Source organism: Bacillus sp. B19-2 (genome assembly GCF_022832475.1).
GTDB classification, from domain to species: domain Bacteria; phylum Bacillota; class Bacilli; order Bacillales; family Bacillaceae; genus Bacillus; species Bacillus paralicheniformis.
In genome coordinates, this window is sequence record NZ_JALHKQ010000003.1 from 704,250 (window position 1) to 721,319 (window position 17,070).

A 17,070-nucleotide genomic window follows, 5' to 3' on the forward strand; every position below is an offset into this window, starting at 1 on the left:
GGTACAATGTCCGTAAACGAAACAAAGAAGGATGATATCATGCAGCTTGAAATCACTGCACAGGCAAAACAAGCCATTCAGCGGACAACAGAGCCTTACCCTGATAAAAAGATCCAGCTCCGCTATGATTCCGAGGGCTGCGGATGCGCGGTCAGCGGCGTGCCGGTTCTGTGGCTGACGGACGAATTATCGGGAAGTTGCGAGCCCCTTGAGACAAACGGGCTTCCGATTTATATTCAGTCATCGCAAAAAGTCTTTTTTGATGAAGCGATGACTATCGACTATTATGAGAAAGCGGGTGCCTTGATGTTGAAAAGTCCGGCACAGGTGCTTTCTCCCAGAATGAGTATTTTAGTGAAATAGGGTGGCGTTCGATTTGAATCAAAAGGTAAAATCTTTAAAGCAAACCGCTCAAAATAAAACATGGGCGTCCTTTTTACATCAAAATCATCCGTATACACTCCTTCATTGGTCAATCGGAGGGACAGAGTCCGTCAAAAAGGATGTCTGGCTTCTTCAGGATGAAATGACTTTTGAAACAAAGGAATTCGATACAATTGAGACGGCCATCTCCTGGATCGGCGATCATATGAGCGACATTACGGATATTTTGTAGCATCAAAAGAAGGCGGACGAGACTTATGCTCGTTCGCCTTCTTTGCGCCGGTTTGTGATCTCTTGAAGAAAGTCCCGCACCGTGTTTTTGTAGCTGTTTCTGTTTTGGGTGTAGCTCATCGCGTGCGCACCTTTTTCAGCGATATAAAGCCTTTTCTCCCCCGGCTTCTTCTCGTAAAGCATTTCGCTCGATTCAGCCGGGATATAGTCGTCGTGTTTGCTGTGAATGAACAGCACCGGTTTTTTGATCTTCCCGACGACGGATAAAGGGGAGACATCACGGATGCGGTAGCCGTCCCGCCATCTCAAAAAGAGGCTGGCAAGCGGCAAAATGAAAGCTCCCGGAAGATGAAAATCTTCTTTCAGCCGGTAAACGAGCTGATCCTCAAATGTGGCAAACGGACAGTCGGCCACATAAAAATCAGCATCGGCATCGTCCATTCCCGCGTAAAGAAGCGTCGTGACAGCTCCCATCGATTCGCCGTGAATGCCGATCAGCGCGTGTTCGCCGTGTTTTTCCCGAAGCCAATTGACCACCGTTTTCAAATCGTTTTTTTCATAATATCCGTAGCTCGTCGTTTTCCCGCCGCTTGTGCCGTGCCTCCGGTGGTCATATATGACGGCGTTCCAGCCGAGGTCAAGAAACAGATTCATATATTTGATCGAATTCAGCAGATTCATCGTCACCCCGTGGCAGATAATCACGGTGTTTTTCGTTTTGTGCGGGTGGACGTAGTATCCTTTAATATTGTAGCCGTAAGAAGAAGCGAGGATGATTTCTTCTTTCGGGAGAGCGGCAAAAGCTTTTTCGTCATAATGGCCGTCGGCCGTTTCCCGTTCGATAATGTATTCATCGGTCCGTTTTTTAATGTACATGATTTGATTCGTAAAATAGATTCCGAGCGCGGCAATAAACAGCAAAACCGCCCCGATAGCAGCCAGCCAAATCAACATCTGATGTATTCTTCCTTTCTTAAATGCTTCTTTCTTTATCATACCACACAACGATTGGCATTTGCCGAGAGAGGCGGCTCACGAGTGACGGCTTGCCTGAACTTTTAGATTCCTGATAAACTATCATCACAAACAGGGAGAACGGAGGACAGGATATGGGAAAGAAAAAACAAGACCCAAATGCCCCGCAGCTGCTGAAAGATGCGCTCGCCGACGATTTGAAAGATAAACTTCAGCAAATGAAGAGTGAATTGAAAGAGGAGGACGAAAAAAGAAAAGAGCGAGAGAAAGAGCGGATCATCAAGGAAAGACAGGAAAGGGAAAAAAATAAAAGTTTTGAAGAACTCCTCAACGAAAGCGGAATTGACGACTGGAGGAAGTATAAGTAAGAAAGCCCCGTCTGACCAAGAGACGGGGCTTTCTTATTGCTTTATTCGCGATGTGCGGTGTACACGCCTCGTTTTGTATAAAAGCGGAGCGCTTTGATTTCCTGTTCTGTCAGACCGCGTCCGCCGACAGATTCAGCGTTTTCCCGAAGCTGGGAGATTTTGCTCGCCCCGGGGATGACCGCGCCGACAGCCGGCTGGGCGAGAATATACTTCATCGCGGTTTCGGTCGCGGATAAATCAGGTGCCGTTTTTTCAATGTCCGCTTTTGTTTTAACGAGTTCATCGTAGGAATATGATAAATAGCCGTTTTTCTTGATCGCGGCGTTTGCGTCTGACAGAGGTTTTTCTGTCAGGATTCCTTTTGCCAAAGGTCCTCTTGCAATCACGCTGATTCCATGTTCTTCAAGGAGAGAAAGCCATTCCTCAGGCCGTCTGTCCAACAAGCTGTATTGCATCATGACCGTGACGATGTTTGATTTTTTGACGTATTCCTTAATGACGTTCGGCCGAATTGAAGAAATGCCGTAATGGCGGATGACGCCTTCCTGTTTTAATTCTTCAAAGGCTTCGATCGTTTCGTCGATATTGTCTTCAATCGTGCCGCCGTGCAGCTGATAAAGATCGATGTAGTCGGTCTGCAGCCGCTTTAAGCTGTGCTTGACGGCTTCTTTTATGTACGCTTTCCGGGGATCCCAGAACCAGCCCGGTTTTCCTTCCTCCCAGCGGTTTCCCGCTTTTGTCGCAAGGATCACGTCTTGGCGCCTTGATTTGATCGCTTCACCGACAATCTCTTCGTTGCGTCCAAAATCGTACAGGTCAGCAGTATCCAAATAATTGATGCCAAGCTCCAAAGCTTCATCCAAAATTGACAGTGCGTGCTTTTTGTCTGTTCCGAGAGACATGCAGCCGAGGCCGACTTCACTCACCTGTAAATCGGAATGTCCGAGCGTCCTTTTTTTCATAAGCTTCACTCCTTTTTTTCTTACTTTGAACGTAATACAAAGGAGCGAAGTTTTCAACCCATCGGCATCGGTCTCAGAAGTACAGCTCGAAGATGATCACGCTTAGGGCGCAAATCAAACAAACCGCGGCAGGGATGGCCGTGAAAAAAGGCTGCCGCGCCCGGAATAGGTGGGCATGAATGGCGCCTGTCATAAGCAGGGAGAACAACAGCCCTGAGCCGACAGCCAGATGCACATTCCAAATCCCGGCGATCATGCCGAGCGCTCCGGCGATTTCGAGAAATCCTGTAACTGAAAGAAACCACAGCGGGTATTGATAATGGCGCCAATGTTCCACTTGAAAAGGAACGTGCAGCGCTTTGATTACGCCTCCGGTCAGCATAAATGCCGCCAATCCTGCTTTTACAAAAATAAATGCCACCATGTTCACTCCGTTTCTGGATGTTGCGGATTAACGAGCATCCCGTGGATCAAAAGATCCGTGATTTGTTTTGCGAGACTTGAAGGGTCTTTTGATCCGTCAAGCAAATAGGTATCGGCAAGGTGCTCAATCATGCCTGTCAGACATTCGGCAACGGTCTCCATTTCCAGGCCGGACCGGAAGTAGCCAAGCTCCTGCTCTGCTTTCAAGTTTTCTTTCAAGGCCAGTGTTAAATCTTTTTTCATTTTGCATGCGTCCGGGCTGAGAAAAAAACCGATGCGGGTCAAATCCGGGTCCTCCGCCAAAAAACGAAATACAGCCTCTACAGCGGCCGTCACCCGTTTTGAGACGTGTTTTTTCTCGATTCCTTTTTCTAAACGAAACGATTCGATCAGATTTTTTAAGTTCGCGTGAAAGCCATCGATCAGCTCGTTATAGATGGCGTCTTTGCTTGGAAAGTATAAGTAGAAAGACGGCTGAGTCAGCCCCGCTCTTTTGACAATCGTACTTACTTTCGTCTCATGGAATCCCCGGTTTGCAAATTCGTTTGCAGCGACTGCGAGCAGCCGCTTTCGGCTTTCTTTGCCTTTGCGGCCTTTTTCATTTCCCACATCCATCCGCCTCCAAAATAATACTTATAAGTAACATTACTCATAAGTATTATTTCATGCGATCCTTCTTGATGTCAATGAAAATCAGGCGATTTTCTTTTTCGGAAAGCCAGTCTTTCACATAGTGATACGTTCGTCCGTATTCCTTCAGCTTGGCGCGGATTTCCCATGCTTTCCCCGACATGACGATGCGATTGTTCAGCCGGTAGACCTTCATGGCGCGTCCCCCTTCCATGGTGTATGATAAAATGTATGGGATCAAAAGCCAGAGCAGAACTTAGGAGATGATCAAACTGAAGCATTTAGAGGAGAAAACCATATGTAAAGAAAAACTTTTTTCAGGCAAGGTGATCGATCTTTATCTTGAAGACGTCGAACTGCCGAACGGTAAAACGGGAAAGCGCGAAATCGTGAAGCATCCGGGCGCTGTTGCGGTGCTTGCTTTGACTGATGAAGGAAACATCATTTTGGTGAAGCAGTACAGAAAAGCGCTTGAACGGACGATCGTTGAAATACCGGCGGGCAAGCTTGAAAAAGGAGAGAAACCTGAATATACCGCGCTGCGGGAGCTTGAGGAAGAGACGGGATACACGGCGGCGAAGCTGGAGAAAATCACCGCTTTTTACACATCGCCGGGCTTTGCGGACGAATTGGTGCACCTGTATCTTGCCGAAGAGCTGACACCGCTTGAAGAAAAGCGCGAACTTGATGAAGACGAATTTGTAGAAGTAATGGAGGTGCCGCTTACAGGCGCGCTGAAACTGATGGAAACTCAGGACATCTATGATGCGAAAACGGCTTATGCCGTGCAGTATCTGGAGCTGAAAAAGGCCCTGCAAGCAAAAAAATGAAAGAAATATTCGCAGACATGCATATCCATATCGGGCGGACGGAATCAGGCCGGCCCGTTAAGATAACGGCTGCCAGAACGCTTACGCTCGACGAAATTTTGATTGAAGCAAGCGAGCATAAAGGAATGGAACTGATCGGCATTATAGATTGTCATTCACCGGAGGTGCTGGCGGAAATTGAAAAAGGGGTGTCTTCAGGCCGTTATACAGAGCTTGAAGACGGCGGAATCAAGTATAAAGATACCGTGCTTCTGTGCGGGTCTGAATTGGAAATCAATGATGACAGATGCCGCGGCCCGATTCATGTGCTGGCATTTATGCCGTCGATCTCCGCAATGAAGCAGTTTTCCGCCTGGCTCTCAGAAAGGGTAACGAATATCCACCTGAGCTCCCAGCGCATCTATGAGACGGGCATCGGTCTTCAGCGGAAAGTGAAAGAACTCGGCGGCTTGTTCATTCCTGCGCACATTTTTACACCGCATAAGAGCCTGTATGGAAAAGGAGTCAAATTTTCGCTGCAAGAAGTGTTTGATCCGAAGATGATTGATGCGGTTGAACTCGGGCTGAGCAGCGACACCGATATGGCTTCACACGTATCTGAACTGAATCCTTATGCATTTTTGACCAATTCGGACGCCCATTCTCTTGGGAAAATCGGCAGGGAGTATAATAAGCTCCACATTAAACATGCCAGCTTTCAAGAGTTTTCACTTGCTTTAAAAGGACAAGAGGGGCGCTGCATTGCCGCCAATTACGGAATGAATCCACAGTTGGGCAAATATTTTCAAACCGCTTGTGAAAGATGCGGCCGTTTGCAGGAGGCAGGTGAAACGGTGTGTAAAGCGTGCGGAAGCCGAAAGTTTACAAAAGGCGTCAGCACACGTCTAATGGAGCTTTACGATCAGGATGAAAGCCCGGTCAAGCGCCCGCCGTACGTTCACCAGGTTCCGCTGCAGCTGATCCCCGGCATCGGTCCGAAAACGATTCAAAAACTGAAAGATGCTTTCGGCACTGAGATGAATATCCTTCACCGGGTAAAAGAAGACGAACTAAAAGAAACCATTCGTCCGCAGACGGCTGAGCTCGTGATCAAAGCAAGGAACGGGGATTTAGAGCTTAAAGCCGGAGGCGGCGGAACCTATGGAAAAGTGCAGAGCTAAAGGGGGCTTTAGAAAAAGGGATGGAGTGGAAACTAAAATCGTATGAGGAATTGTCGAAGGAAGAGCTGTACCGCATCATCAAGCTTAGAATAGACGTCTTTATCGTTGAACAAAACTGTCCGTATCACGAGCTTGATCACTTAGATGAGCGGGCACACCATTTATTTCTGAGCCAAGAAGGAGAGATCACTGCGTATTGCAGGCTGTTCCCGAGCGGCACGGCTTATCCTGAGGCATCAATCGGCCGGGTGATCGTCCGCAAAGAAGACAGGGGAAAGGGATATGCGCAGACGCTTCTTGATCAAGCGCTCCGCTTTTTGGAAGGCGAGCGCGGAGAGACAAAGGTCAAGATCAGCGCCCAGAATCATTTGCGTTCCTTTTACGGCTCCTTCGGATTTAAAGCAATATCAGACGTCTATATGGAGGACGGCATTCCGCATGTGGATATGATCAGAACGGCAGAAACCGAATGACTTGCGTTCAGCCCCACGCCTTTCTATAATAGTAAGGTAAAAATTTGACAGGAGAGTGGGGAACATGGCCAAAAGCAAGGCAAAGAAAAAGCGCGAACACATGTTGAGAAACTCAGGCAGAGATGCCGCCGCATCAAGAGGCAAGGCGCCTGATTTCAGCACGCACGTCAGAAAAACGAAAAGCAGGCGGGAAGTGCTTGCAAAGCTGCATATGAAACATAAACGAAAGAACCCTTATGATTTGCTTCATGAAGATCATAAGGGTTCTTTTTTTAGAAGATGCGCGAATACATGCATGTGTCCCGATGTTCGCTTAAATCATTCGAAAGGTCATCGCTTTGTAAAACGGCCTCCAGCTGAAAACCGAGGCGCTCCGCCATTTTTCTGCTTTTCGTATTCATGCTGTCACAGCATATCTCAAGCCGCTTGGCTCTAATGTGTCCCCTCGCGAAATCAATCAGTCCGATAAGCGCTTCTGTCATGTACCCCTGTCCGGCAAATTCAGAACTGCGCCAATAGCCGATTTCAAACCGTTTCGCTTTCCAATTCATGCGGTGAAGGCCTGTGCTGCCGACGAACTTTCCCGTTTCTTTATGGAAAATATGCATCCGTAAATCGTTGCGCAAAATAAAATCGGCCTGTGCCTGCCTGACGTTGATTTCTACATGTTCTTCCTCGGGCATCTCCCTTGCAAACGGCATCCACGGCTTGAGCTCTGAAAACGAAGCTGTAATAGCGTCATATACAGCCTTGCCGTCGCCGGCGCGCGGCGCTCTGATCAGCAGACGCTCCGTTTCAAAGCTGTCCGGAAAATCGAGCAGTATCGGATTCATAGCGTATTCCTCCTGCAGACGTTATTCATGGAATCTTGCCATCGCAACGACGTGATCCGAAACGGCCTAACTGCCGCACTCGGCTCCCGTTTGCATCGTCTCTTTCAGTAGAATTGTGGAAAATATCTGATAATATGAGTCTATCATAAGCGGCCTCTGAAAAAAAGCGGACAGAAGAAAAGGCGTTTTTCTCTAGCAAAAAATCTTTTTCCCATATTAATTATCCGCTTATTTTTCTTCCGTCTTCGTATTGAGCCGTTTCGCTTAAAATGGAGGCCGGCGGATGGATGCGCATCAAAAGGATATAGGCGAAGGAAGCGATCAGCACGCCCGAAAACCAGGAGATGTCATAAAGCGGCTTCATGGCGGGGATGTAAGAGCCGATCAGAGACATCAGCGCGCCGAGAGCAACCGCAGCAAAAGCCCTGTAATTATAGCCTTTATAATACATGTACTGCCCGCTTGCAGAATAGAGATCTTCGAGGCAGAGCGTGCGCTTCCGGATGATAAAATAATCGGCAAGCATTACGCCTGCGACCGGCCCCAATATGCCGCCGATTGTGCCGAGAAAAGAAAACACGCTCGCTTCATTCTCCATCAGCTTCCATGGGAAAGTGAACAGGGCCAAAACAGCTGTCAAATAGCTGCCTCGCTTAAAATCGATGTATTTCGGCAAAAAATTGGCCAAGTCATAGGCCGGCGAGACAATATTTGCCGCAACGTTTACCGAAATGGCGGCGATGCAAAGTGTAATGACCGAAAGCGCGATCACATACGGGTTGTCAAAATGGGCGAGAATATCGACAACATCCCAAATAGGCTCCCCGTAGGCAGCCTGTGAGCCGGAGGTGACGGTAATGCTTGCAAATGCAAACAGTACGAATGTGCCCGGCAAACCGTAAAACTGCCCTCTGATTTGTTCTTTTTGAGAGGCTGCAAATCTCGTAAAATCGGGAATGTTCAAAATGAGTGTCGCCCATATGCCGATAATCCCCGTCACACCGGCAAGAAACGGCCAAATCAATTCGCCGAATGTCTGGAATTTTCCCGGCTGCGAATAAATCGGACCGAGTCCTCCCGCAATATCGACCGCCCACCACACCATTCCGCCAAAGACGAGATAAACGAGCGGGCCGGCCCAGACTTCAAACTTTCTAATCGACTCCATCCCGTGGTGAAGGACGAGCAGATGAATTCCCCAAAAGAAAACAAATGACAAAAGACCCGATAGATGCAATCCAAACAAGTTCCAATCGCCGCCGATGTCTTTCCAGCCGTTCCACACATTTAAGATCAGGATGTTGATCGCCGTGCTTCCCGCAAACGCTTGAATGCCGAACCACATAATCGCTACAAAACCTCTGAGAAGCGCCGGAATATTGGCCCCGTATATCCCGAAAGAAGATCTGATTAACACGGGAAAAGGCACACCGTATTTTGCGCCTGCATGTCCATTTAAAGCGAGGGCTGCATAGAGCACGATCGAAGCGACAGCGATAATCCCAAGCACCTGCCACGGAGAAAGTCCGATCGCAATCAGCCCGCCAACCGTTGCGTAAGTGGGGATGTTATGGATACAGCCCATCCAGATCGATGCGAAATTGACCGCTTTCCATGTGCGTTCCTCTGGCTTCAGTGGCTGCAGGTCGCTGTTTGAGAGTGTGCTGTCTGTTTGAACTTTTTCATGATAAACAGATTTCATGTAATCCCTCCGGTTATTTTTAAGGGAAAATATAACTTATTATTCTGAAAAATTCATTAGATAAACTAAACAAATGTTTCAAGGCGTTTGTTGAGGTTAACTAAACGAGCCGTTTGAAACCGTTATAAAAATATTGATTTTTATGAAACAGTTGTCTATCTCGATCATAGGATAAAAGACCAGGTTGAAATATGACTCCGCACTATAATGAAAGCGTTTTCTGAATAGCGGAGAAAAAGGTGAAGCTGAAGGGGGTTAACAAATAATGAAGAAAATTTTATTGGTTTGCGCGGCAGGCATGTCAACGAGCCTGCTTGTCAGCAGAATGAAAAAGCATGCCGAGACACTGAACGAAGAAGTCGACATCATCGCACTGCCGGTATCCGAAGCCGGGACTGCCGCGTCAAGCGCGGACGTCGTATTGCTGGGGCCGCAAGTCAGGTACCAAAAGTCACAGGTTGAGGCGAGCGCGGGAGACACGCCGGTTCAGGTAATCGACATGCGCGACTACGGCACCATGAACGGCGAAGCTGTGCTGCAAAAAGCGCTGCAGCTGATGAAATAAAAAGGAGGGGAGACAGGGATGAGCGGATTTATGGAGAAGTTTGAGCGGAACGTGGAACGGTTTTTGGTTCCCGTTGCTGCAAAACTGAACTCACAGCGCCATATATGTGCGATCAGAGATGCTTTTATTCTATCATTTCCGATTATTATGGCAGGATCGATTATCATTTTATTAAATTTCGCTATTTTATCTCCGGACGGGTTTATCGCCAACATTTTGTTCCTTGAAAAGATATTTCCGAACTTGGCTGATTATCAGTCGGTCTTTACCCCTGTACTGCGGGGGTCGCTCGATATTATGTCGATATTTGTCGTGTTTCTTGTCGCACGCAATTTAGCCATCTCAATGAAAGCGGATGAACTGCTTGCCGGATTAACGGCCGTATCCTGTTATTTTATCATTTATTCACCTTACCGCCTGATCGAAAACGAGAGCTTTTTAACGACGAAGTGGCTTGGCGCGCAAGGACTGTTCGTCGCCTTAATCATCGGGATCATCGTCGGTGAAGTGTTCAGCAGGCTTTCAAATGCCAAGCGCCTGCAAATTCATATGCCTCCGCAGGTGCCCCCTGCGGTTGCCCGGACATTTAAAGTGCTGTTTCCGATCATCTTCATTACGATTGGTTTTGCGGTGTTAAGCTTTGCCCTGATGTCTCTGTCGAAAAACGGTTTGCATGAATTGGTGTACACCGTGTTGCAGGCGCCGTTGAGAGAGATGGGAACGAATATTTTCACCGTTGTTTTTCTTGGAATCGTCGCCAACTTTTTATGGCTGTTCGGCATTCACGGTCCGAATACAATCGCGGCGATCAGAGAAACGATTTTTGCCGAAGCAAACCTTGAAAATCTCGCTTTTGCCGCCAAAACAGGCTCTGCCTGGAACGCTCCGTTTCCTGAAACATGGGCGCTGAATGACGCCTTTGCAAACTACGGGGGATCGGGCATGACGCTGGGGCTTTTGATCGCAATATTCATCGCTTCAAAGCGCCGGGATTATAAAGACATCGGCAAGCTTTCGATCGGTCCGGGGATATTTAACATTAATGAACCTGTTATTTTCGGACTTCCGGTCGTGCTCAATCCGATCTTCATGATTCCCTTTATCATCGTTCCGGCAGTCAATACTGTCATCGGCTATTTGTTCATCAAGTTTCAGCTGATTCCGCCGATCGCATACGCTGTTCCGTGGACAACGCCCGGGCCGTTGATACCGTTTCTCGGGACAGGAGGGAACTGGCTTGCGCTCGGGGTCGGCTTTCTTTGCCTCGCCATTTCAACGGTGATTTATCTGCCGTTTGTAATGGCCGCCAACAAGACTGTGAATACGGACAGGGAGCATTCTGCAGAAAACAGGGAGGAATCATAACGTTATCGGGGCGCCTTTTACGGGCGCCTGTCTTTTTTCAAAAAAAGTCATGCGGCTCTCTTTTCTCTCATACAATCTATTAAAATCAAAAGCACGTCTGGGAGGAAGATACATGCGGAAGCCCACAATCAAAGAGCTCATCTTTCAACATATGAAGGATCATCTGTCGATCTATTTATTTGTTTCAGTGCTGTTTTTAATGGGTGTGATTTTCGGCGCGGTCATCGTCAACAGCATGACGATCGGTCAAAAAGAAGATTTGTTCTACTATTTGAATCGATTTTTTGGACAGCTTTCCGAAGGAAAAGCAGCCAGCTCAAAGGAAATGTTTTTGCAGAGCTTTCTTCATAATATGAAATATTTAGGCTTAATGTGGATTCTCGGGATTTCCATCATCGGCTTGCCCGTCATTTTTATCATGGTCTTCTTAAAAGGGATCGTTGTCGGATTTACAGTCGGCTTTCTGGTCAATCAAATGGGAATCAACGGCTTTTTCCTGTCTTTTGTCTCCGTGCTCCCGCAAAATATTCTGCTGATCCCGGCTTACTTGATCATGGGGACTTGTGCCATTGCTTTTTCGATGAGGCTCATTCGCCAGCTTTTTGTCAAACGCAGCCTTGCAGAAGCGCCTGTCCATTGGTTTGGCCGGTACGCTTTCGTGCTCGTCCTGATTCTCGCGATGTCTCTTATATCCTCTTCCTATGAAGCATATCTTTCGCCGGTGTTGATGGAAAAGCTGACAGAGTACGTCTTGCCGAAACAGCATTAATTTATAATGATTATTAAAAAATATTCATTTTGTTTATCAATTTATAATGATTATAGTTGGCTCCCTGCGCTTGTTTTGTTATAATAAGCTAGGTAATGCGGCGTAGGAGGGAAAGTCAATGGAAACACGTATTGATCGGATTAAAAAGCAACTGCATTCTTCCAGCTATAAACTCACCCCTCAGCGCGAGGCTACTGTAAGGGTGCTGCTTGAGAATGAGGAAGACCATTTAAGCGCAGAAGATGTATACCTCCTCGTAAAAGAGAAATCTCCTGAGATTGGTCTTGCGACAGTATATCGGACTCTTGAACTGTTAACTGAATTAAAAGTAGTGGATAAAATCAATTTTGGCGACGGTGTGTCAAGATATGACCTCCGTAAAGAAGGTGCCGCCCATTTCCATCACCACCTCGTTTGCATGGAATGCGGTTCGGTTGTTGAGATTGAAGAAGATTTGCTTGAAGACGTGGAAGAAATTATTGAAAAGGATTGGAAATTTAAAATAAAAGACCACAGGCTGACGTTCCACGGCATCTGTCATGACTGTCAGCAAAAGGAATCGGAATAGTCTAAACCGGAGAGAACCCTTTCAGCCATGAGCGGGTTCTTTTTTGATTCAGACGTATAAAACTTGTCTCATTTGGCATAAGTTTTAGTAATCGAATCAAAAGAAGGGACCTGAAACCGTATGAAAATGCTGAAAACGGCTGCCGATATGATCAAGGTGTTCGTGCTGTTTACCGGTTTTACCGTCTTGTTTTATTATGCTATGATATGGATAAATTCAGAGTATGAAAACTATCATCGGTATGATAAACCTGAAGGAGCAGCCCTCAAGGTCGCCTCGATGGAAGGGGACGAGCAGGGCAGCTGGTTTAACCGGTTAATCTTTTTTTATTTAAACGGGGAGTAGGATAGCGTGAAAGTTCATATTAAAGACTTTATCCACTACGCCGTTGTTGAACGGGGGCTTTCCCACAACACGGTTGTGAGCTATGAACGGGATTTGAACAGCTACGCCGCCTATTTAGAGGAACAGGAGCAGCTGAGCTCTTTTGACCAGGTGACAAGGCTTACCATCATCCAGTTTTTAAAGCATCTAAAAGACGCCGGAAAATCCGGTAAGACGATTGCGAGGCATCTCGCTTCCATCCGCAGCTTTCACCAGTTTTTGCTGAGAGAAAAAGTAACGGCCCAGGACCCGTCCGTCCATATTGAGTCACAAAAAACGGAACGGACGCTCCCGAAGGTGCTGTCATTACAAGAAGTCGAAACGCTTCTGGATACGCCGAAGCTGACGGGGCCGTTCGGCTATCGCGATAAAGCGATGCTGGAGTTATTGTATGCGACAGGAATCCGCGTCAGCGAGATGATCGCATTAAAGCTGTCCGATGTCCATTTATCGATGGGTTTTATCCGATGCTTCGGTAAAGGAAGGAAGGAGCGGATCGTTCCGCTCGGCGAAGCGGCGTCACATGCGGTCGGCGAATATCTGTCAAAAGCGAGGGGAAAGCTTTTGAAAAAAAATACCGAAGACGCCCTGTTTCTGAATCACCACGGCAGACAGATGAGCCGGCAGGGATTTTGGAAAAATTTAAAGAAAATCGCCTTGGAAGCGGGAATTAATAAAGAGCTGACGCCGCACACGCTGAGGCACTCATTCGCCACACACCTGCTCGAAAACGGAGCCGATCTCCGGGCCGTTCAGGAAATGCTCGGACACGCCGACATTTCGACGACGCAAATTTATACGCACGTGACGAAAACAAGGCTGAAAGACGTATATAAGCAGTACCATCCCCGTGCATAGCCTAAAAGAACAGGCGAAAGCACGGTTTTTCATGTTGAGTGAGCAGCAAATTGCGGGAAGTTTCTCACTATTCCCGTTCGTATTGTCAACTGTTGTGTAAACGGTTTATACTTGGCTAATAGCGGTATTTTGGTTTTTTTATGCCAAGCGTGACAGCCTACAGCTGACAGAAAGAAAAAAAGGAGGCCGACAAATGCCTGCATTTGATTACAACCGCGTATTTTTAATTGTGATGGATTCCGTTGGAATCGGCGAGGCGCCTGATGCCGATAAATTTAATGACAAAGGCGCAGATACATTAGGCCATATTGCCGAACATATGGGAGGCATCAGCCTGCCGAACATGTCGAAGCTCGGACTCAGCAACATCCGAGAAATCAAAGGTGTCGAAAAGGCAGAAGAGCCGCTTGCCTATTACGGCAAAATGAAAGAAGCCTCAAACGGAAAAGATACGATGACTGGTCATTGGGAGATAATGGGGCTTTACATAGACAAACCTTTCCGGGTGTTTCCCGAAGGTTTTCCGGACGAATTGATCCATGAACTTGAACAGAAGTCCGGAAGAAAAGTGATTGGAAACAAGCCTGCATCAGGCACTGCGATTTTGGATGAGCTCGGTGCGGAGCATATGGAAACCGGTGCGCTGATCGTCTACACCTCAGCGGACTCCGTTCTGCAGATTGCCGCACACGAAGAAGTCGTGCCTCTCGAGGAACTGTACAAAATCTGCGAGATCGCGCGCGAGCTTACGCTTGACGAGAAATATATGGTCGGACGCGTCATTGCGAGGCCGTTTGTCGGCGAGCCGGGCGAATTTAAACGGACGCCGAACCGCCATGATTATGCGCTGAAGCCGTTCGACAGAACCGTGATGAATGAATTGAAAGATGACAGCTTTGATGTGATTGCGATCGGCAAAATCTCCGATATTTACGACGGCGAAGGTATTACGGAATCGCTTAGAACGAAATCGAATATGGACGGGATGGACAAGCTGGTGCAAACGCTTGACAAAGATTTTACAGGGATCAGCTTTGTAAACCTCGTGGACTTTGACGCGCTGTTCGGACACCGCCGCGATCCTGAAGGATATGGAAAAGCGCTTGAAGAGTTCGACGCGCGCCTTCCTGAAGTATTTGAAAAGATGCGTGAAGACGATCTGCTCATCATTACCGCCGACCACGGCAATGATCCGGTTCACCATGGCACAGATCATACAAGGGAATACGTACCGCTTCTTGTATACAGCAAAAAGCACGAAAAGCCCGGTGCGCTTCCGCTCGCAGATACATTCGCGGACATCGGCGCGACGATCGCCGACAACTTTAAAACGAATATGCCAAAGTACGGAAAAAGCTTTTTATCCCTGCTGAAATAGGAGGAAACGACGTGAAACAGATGATTGCAAATGCCGCAGACTATATTAAAAGCAAAACAGAAATCAAACCGGCAATCGGCCTGATTTTGGGATCGGGCCTTGGCGTGCTTGCTGATGAGATAGAAGACGCCGTTCGCATTAAATATGAAGACATCCCGGATTTTCCTGTTTCAACCGTTGAAGGGCATGCCGGACAGCTTGTCATCGGCAGGCTTGAAAATGTGCAAGTCGTTGCCATGCAAGGGCGTTTTCATTTTTACGAAGGGTATTCAATGGACAAGGTAACCTTCCCCGTACGTGTCATGAAAGAGCTCGGAATCGAGACTTTAATCGTGACCAATGCCGCAGGCGGCGTCAATGAATCGTTCCGTCCCGGCGATTTGATGATCATATCTGATCATATCAATTATATGGGAACGAATCCGCTGATCGGGCCGAACGATTCCTCGCTGGGCGTCAGATTCCCTGACATGTCATCCGCATATGATAAGGAACTGCGCCTCTTGGCGAAAAAAACAGCCGATGAATTGAACATCAGTGTACAAGAAGGGGTTTACACAGCCGTCACAGGACCTACATACGAAACGCCTGCCGAAGTGCGCTTCCTCAGAACGATCGGATCGGATGCCGTCGGCATGTCGACGGTTCCAGAAGTCATCGTGGCAAAACATGCGGGCCTCCGCGTGCTCGGTATTTCGTGTATATCAAACGCGGCAGCCGGAATCCTCGATCAGCCGCTCTCCCATGACGAAGTGATCGAAGTCACCGAAAAAGTAAAAGCCGACTTTTTGCGGTTTGTTAAAGCGGCCGTCGCCAAAATCGGCTAAAACCGCAGCGAAATTGAAACGTGAGCCAATGCAAGTTCAAATGAGAACCTGTATTGGCTCTTTCTTTTTGACTCGGGAGAAATTTTTTCCAATCGATCCGTATAAATCCAAACGAATTGGAAAAAATAGAGAGGATTACGAAATGGAGGTCTGGGTGATGAAACGTCATTTATCCAAATTGCTGATTTTTACGATAATCCTGATGACTGCGCCGTCGGCGTTTGCAAAAGTGAGCGCAAAGAAACCGTCGGAGCTTGCTGATGACGCAAAATCTGCCGTTTTAATCGAGCGGGATACCGGTAAGGTGATGTATGACAAGAACAGCCGTGAAAAGCTTCCCCCGGCCAGCATGACAAAAGTGATGACCATGCTGCTGATCATGGAAGCTCTTGATGAAGGCAAGATCAAAATGAAAGACAAAGTCAGAACAAGCGAGTATGCCGCTTCAATGGGGGGCTCGCAAATCTTCCTTGAGCCCGGCGAAGAAATGACGGTTGAAGATATGCTGAAAGGAATCGCCATTGGATCGGGTAATGATGCCTCTGTGGCAATGGCAGAGCATATTGCCGGATCTGAAGAGGAATTTGTCAAAAGAATGAATGAAAAAGCCGCTGAGCTCGGCCTCAAGGATACATCTTTTCAAAATACGACAGGTCTGCCTGAAGAAGGCCATTACAGCACAGCCTATGACATGGCACTTATGGCGAAAGAGCTTTTAAAATATGAAAACATCACGAAATTTACGGGAACGTATGAAGACTATCTGAGAGAAAACAGTGACAAAAAATTCTGGCTCGTTAATACAAACCGCCTCATCAAATTTTATCCCGGCGTTGACGGAGTCAAGACAGGCTTTACAAATGAAGCAAAGTACTGCCTGACAGCTTCAGCGAAAAAAGGAAACATGCGCGTTATCGCTGTCGTTTTTGGAGCCAGTACGCCAAAAGAACGAAATGCCCAAATCACAAAAATGCTTGATTTTGCGTTCAGCCAATATGAAACGCATCCAATGTATAAACGCAATGAAATCATTTCCGATTTGAAGGTCAATAAAGGCCGTGAGCAAAAAATAAACCTTGTCACATCAGAACCGATTTCCCTTTTGACGAAAAAAGGCGAAAATATCGAATCTGTTAAAAAAGAAATCAAACAGAAGGAAGATATCCAGGCCCCTGTCAAAAAAGGCACAGAGCTTGGGACGCTCGTATTGAAAAAGGACGGAAAGGTTCTCGCTGAAAGCCCTCTTGTCGCGGAAAAAGACATGGATAAAGCAGGGATGTGGACGATGTTCAAGCGGACGATGACCCACTGGACGAAGTGGAGTGAATAATGCCGAACGGTCACTAGTTTTGTCATGGTGAAGGAATTTATAAAGTCTGAAGCGA

The 17,070-nt window shown here is 47.3% G+C and carries 21 protein-coding genes and 2 pseudogenes; 16 read left to right on the forward strand and 7 right to left on the reverse strand.

Annotated features, from left to right (window positions below; genetic code table 11):
- Positions 1-39 precede the first annotated feature (39 nt).
- The gene (locus tag MST20_RS15740) at positions 40-363 is read left to right on the forward strand and encodes an iron-sulfur cluster biosynthesis family protein (RefSeq protein ID WP_243943319.1); all 324 of its coding nucleotides are present in this window, start codon (positions 40-42) and stop codon (positions 361-363) included.
- Positions 364-376: 13 nt separating this feature from the next.
- Positions 377-616, forward strand: a complete 240-nt coding sequence (locus MST20_RS15745) for a YqkC family protein (RefSeq protein ID WP_003183211.1) — start codon at positions 377-379, stop codon at positions 614-616.
- Between the two features lie 23 nt (positions 617-639).
- On the opposite strand, the gene MST20_RS15750 is transcribed toward MST20_RS15745, so the two are convergent.
- Positions 640-1,569, reverse strand: a complete 930-nt coding sequence (locus tag MST20_RS15750) for an alpha/beta hydrolase (RefSeq protein WP_243943321.1) — start codon at positions 1,567-1,569, stop codon at positions 640-642.
- A 155-nt stretch (positions 1,570-1,724) separates the two neighbouring features.
- Here MST20_RS15750 and MST20_RS15755 point away from each other — a divergent pair, with 155 nt between their 5' ends.
- A complete protein-coding gene (locus MST20_RS15755) occupies positions 1,725-1,958 on the forward strand; it encodes a YqkE family protein (protein WP_243943323.1) in 234 nt (77 codons plus the stop codon).
- 41 nt (positions 1,959-1,999) lie between these two features.
- Here the strand turns inward: MST20_RS15755 and MST20_RS15760 are convergent, their stop codons facing one another.
- The 4 genes and pseudogenes from MST20_RS15760 to mciZ all read right to left on the reverse strand — a co-directional run.
- The gene (locus MST20_RS15760; protein WP_243943325.1) at positions 2,000-2,920 is read right to left on the reverse strand and encodes an aldo/keto reductase; all 921 of its coding nucleotides are present in this window, start codon (positions 2,918-2,920) and stop codon (positions 2,000-2,002) included.
- 73 nt (positions 2,921-2,993) lie between these two features.
- Entirely contained in the window at positions 2,994-3,341 is a 348-nt protein-coding gene (locus tag MST20_RS15765; protein WP_025811204.1) for a DoxX family protein, read from the reverse strand.
- Positions 3,342-3,346: 5 nt separating this feature from the next.
- Positions 3,347-3,952, reverse strand: coding sequence for a TetR/AcrR family transcriptional regulator (locus tag MST20_RS15770; protein WP_243943327.1), 606 nt, complete (start codon positions 3,950-3,952; stop codon positions 3,347-3,349).
- A gap of 100 nt (positions 3,953-4,052) precedes the next feature.
- A pseudogene (gene mciZ, locus MST20_RS15775) lies at positions 4,053-4,169 on the reverse strand (Z-ring formation inhibitor MciZ); the annotation flags it as partial.
- A gap of 76 nt (positions 4,170-4,245) precedes the next feature.
- Between mciZ and MST20_RS15780 the strand changes: the two are divergent.
- The 4 genes and pseudogenes from MST20_RS15780 to MST20_RS21415 all read left to right on the forward strand — a co-directional run.
- A complete protein-coding gene (locus tag MST20_RS15780; protein WP_243943439.1) occupies positions 4,246-4,803 on the forward strand; it encodes an NUDIX hydrolase in 558 nt (185 codons plus the stop codon).
- Positions 4,800-5,963, forward strand: coding sequence for a TIGR00375 family protein (locus MST20_RS15785; RefSeq protein WP_243943329.1), 1,164 nt, complete (start codon positions 4,800-4,802; stop codon positions 5,961-5,963). Before MST20_RS15780 ends, MST20_RS15785 begins: the two co-directional genes overlap by 4 nt.
- A gap of 20 nt (positions 5,964-5,983) precedes the next feature.
- On the forward strand, positions 5,984-6,436 hold the full coding sequence (locus MST20_RS15790; RefSeq protein ID WP_243943331.1) for a GNAT family N-acetyltransferase: 453 nt from the start codon (positions 5,984-5,986) through the stop codon (positions 6,434-6,436).
- A gap of 64 nt (positions 6,437-6,500) precedes the next feature.
- Positions 6,501-6,710, forward strand: a pseudogene (locus tag MST20_RS21415) (hypothetical protein); the annotation flags it as partial.
- Here the strand turns inward: MST20_RS21415 and MST20_RS15795 are convergent.
- Together MST20_RS15795 and MST20_RS15800 are read right to left on the reverse strand one after the other, a co-directional pair.
- Positions 6,709-7,269: a GNAT family N-acetyltransferase gene (locus tag MST20_RS15795; RefSeq protein WP_243943333.1), complete on the reverse strand. Its 561-nt coding sequence runs from the start codon at positions 7,267-7,269 to the stop codon at positions 6,709-6,711. The pseudogene MST20_RS21415 and the gene MST20_RS15795 sit on opposite strands and share 2 nt — an antisense overlap.
- 220 nt (positions 7,270-7,489) lie before the next feature.
- A complete protein-coding gene (locus tag MST20_RS15800) occupies positions 7,490-8,971 on the reverse strand; it encodes an NCS1 family nucleobase:cation symporter-1 (RefSeq protein ID WP_243943335.1) in 1,482 nt (493 codons plus the stop codon).
- A 265-nt stretch (positions 8,972-9,236) separates the two neighbouring features.
- Here MST20_RS15800 and MST20_RS15805 point away from each other — a divergent pair, with 265 nt between their 5' ends.
- From MST20_RS15805 to MST20_RS15845, 9 genes are all read left to right on the forward strand, one after another.
- The gene (locus MST20_RS15805; protein ID WP_020452040.1) at positions 9,237-9,536 is read left to right on the forward strand and encodes a PTS sugar transporter subunit IIB; all 300 of its coding nucleotides are present in this window, start codon (positions 9,237-9,239) and stop codon (positions 9,534-9,536) included.
- Between the two features lie 18 nt (positions 9,537-9,554).
- Complete coding sequence (locus MST20_RS15810) at positions 9,555-10,901, forward strand: PTS sugar transporter subunit IIC (RefSeq protein WP_020452039.1); 1,347 nt, start codon at positions 9,555-9,557, stop codon at positions 10,899-10,901.
- A 112-nt stretch (positions 10,902-11,013) separates the two neighbouring features.
- Positions 11,014-11,670 carry a stage II sporulation protein M gene (spoIIM, locus tag MST20_RS15815; protein WP_243943337.1) on the forward strand — a complete coding sequence of 219 codons (657 nt, stop codon included), beginning with the start codon at positions 11,014-11,016 and terminating at the stop codon, positions 11,668-11,670.
- A gap of 118 nt (positions 11,671-11,788) precedes the next feature.
- Positions 11,789-12,238 carry a ferric iron uptake transcriptional regulator gene (fur, locus tag MST20_RS15820; RefSeq protein WP_003183178.1) on the forward strand — a complete coding sequence of 150 codons (450 nt, stop codon included), beginning with the start codon at positions 11,789-11,791 and terminating at the stop codon, positions 12,236-12,238.
- Positions 12,239-12,358: 120 nt separating this feature from the next.
- Positions 12,359-12,583: a YqzK family protein gene (locus MST20_RS15825; RefSeq protein WP_023855929.1), complete on the forward strand. Its 225-nt coding sequence runs from the start codon at positions 12,359-12,361 to the stop codon at positions 12,581-12,583.
- Positions 12,584-12,589: 6 nt separating this feature from the next.
- Positions 12,590-13,480, forward strand: a complete 891-nt coding sequence (gene xerD / locus MST20_RS15830; RefSeq protein ID WP_020452037.1) for a site-specific tyrosine recombinase XerD — start codon at positions 12,590-12,592, stop codon at positions 13,478-13,480.
- A gap of 193 nt (positions 13,481-13,673) precedes the next feature.
- Positions 13,674-14,858 (forward strand): phosphopentomutase, encoded by a 1,185-nt coding sequence (gene deoB / locus MST20_RS15835; RefSeq protein WP_243943339.1) that lies wholly within the window; start codon positions 13,674-13,676, stop codon positions 14,856-14,858.
- A 20-nt stretch (positions 14,859-14,878) separates the two neighbouring features.
- Positions 14,879-15,685 carry a purine-nucleoside phosphorylase gene (locus MST20_RS15840; protein WP_243943441.1) on the forward strand — a complete coding sequence of 269 codons (807 nt, stop codon included), beginning with the start codon at positions 14,879-14,881 and terminating at the stop codon, positions 15,683-15,685.
- A gap of 157 nt (positions 15,686-15,842) precedes the next feature.
- Entirely contained in the window at positions 15,843-17,015 is a 1,173-nt protein-coding gene (locus tag MST20_RS15845) for a D-alanyl-D-alanine carboxypeptidase family protein (protein WP_243943341.1), read from the forward strand.
- The last annotated feature ends 55 nt before the right edge of the window (positions 17,016-17,070 follow it).

What these genes read in the sequence shown, in the direction of transcription:
- MST20_RS15740 (WP_243943319.1), top strand. Translation starts at nt 40, where the DNA reads ATGCAGCTTGAAATCACTGCACAGGCAAAACAAGCCATTCAGCGGACA.
- MST20_RS15750 (WP_243943321.1), bottom strand. Translation starts at nt 1,569, where the DNA reads ATGTTGATTTGGCTGGCTGCTATCGGGGCGGTTTTGCTGTTTATTGCC.
- MST20_RS15755 (WP_243943323.1), top strand. Translation starts at nt 1,725, where the DNA reads ATGGGAAAGAAAAAACAAGACCCAAATGCCCCGCAGCTGCTGAAAGAT.
- MST20_RS15760 (WP_243943325.1), bottom strand. Translation starts at nt 2,920, where the DNA reads ATGAAAAAAAGGACGCTCGGACATTCCGATTTACAGGTGAGTGAAGTC.
- MST20_RS15785 (WP_243943329.1), top strand. Translation starts at nt 4,800, where the DNA reads ATGAAAGAAATATTCGCAGACATGCATATCCATATCGGGCGGACGGAA.
- MST20_RS15790 (WP_243943331.1), top strand. Translation starts at nt 5,984, where the DNA reads ATGGAGTGGAAACTAAAATCGTATGAGGAATTGTCGAAGGAAGAGCTG.
- MST20_RS15795 (WP_243943333.1), bottom strand. Translation starts at nt 7,269, where the DNA reads ATGAATCCGATACTGCTCGATTTTCCGGACAGCTTTGAAACGGAGCGT.
- MST20_RS15800 (WP_243943335.1), bottom strand. Translation starts at nt 8,971, where the DNA reads ATGAAATCTGTTTATCATGAAAAAGTTCAAACAGACAGCACACTCTCA.
- MST20_RS15805 (WP_020452040.1), top strand. Translation starts at nt 9,237, where the DNA reads ATGAAGAAAATTTTATTGGTTTGCGCGGCAGGCATGTCAACGAGCCTG.
- MST20_RS15810 (WP_020452039.1), top strand. Translation starts at nt 9,555, where the DNA reads ATGAGCGGATTTATGGAGAAGTTTGAGCGGAACGTGGAACGGTTTTTG.
- spoIIM (WP_243943337.1), top strand. Translation starts at nt 11,014, where the DNA reads ATGCGGAAGCCCACAATCAAAGAGCTCATCTTTCAACATATGAAGGAT.
- fur (WP_003183178.1), top strand. Translation starts at nt 11,789, where the DNA reads ATGGAAACACGTATTGATCGGATTAAAAAGCAACTGCATTCTTCCAGC.
- MST20_RS15825 (WP_023855929.1), top strand. Translation starts at nt 12,359, where the DNA reads ATGAAAATGCTGAAAACGGCTGCCGATATGATCAAGGTGTTCGTGCTG.
- deoB (WP_243943339.1), top strand. Translation starts at nt 13,674, where the DNA reads ATGCCTGCATTTGATTACAACCGCGTATTTTTAATTGTGATGGATTCC.
- MST20_RS15840 (WP_243943441.1), top strand. Translation starts at nt 14,879, where the DNA reads ATGATTGCAAATGCCGCAGACTATATTAAAAGCAAAACAGAAATCAAA.
- MST20_RS15845 (WP_243943341.1), top strand. Translation starts at nt 15,843, where the DNA reads ATGAAACGTCATTTATCCAAATTGCTGATTTTTACGATAATCCTGATG.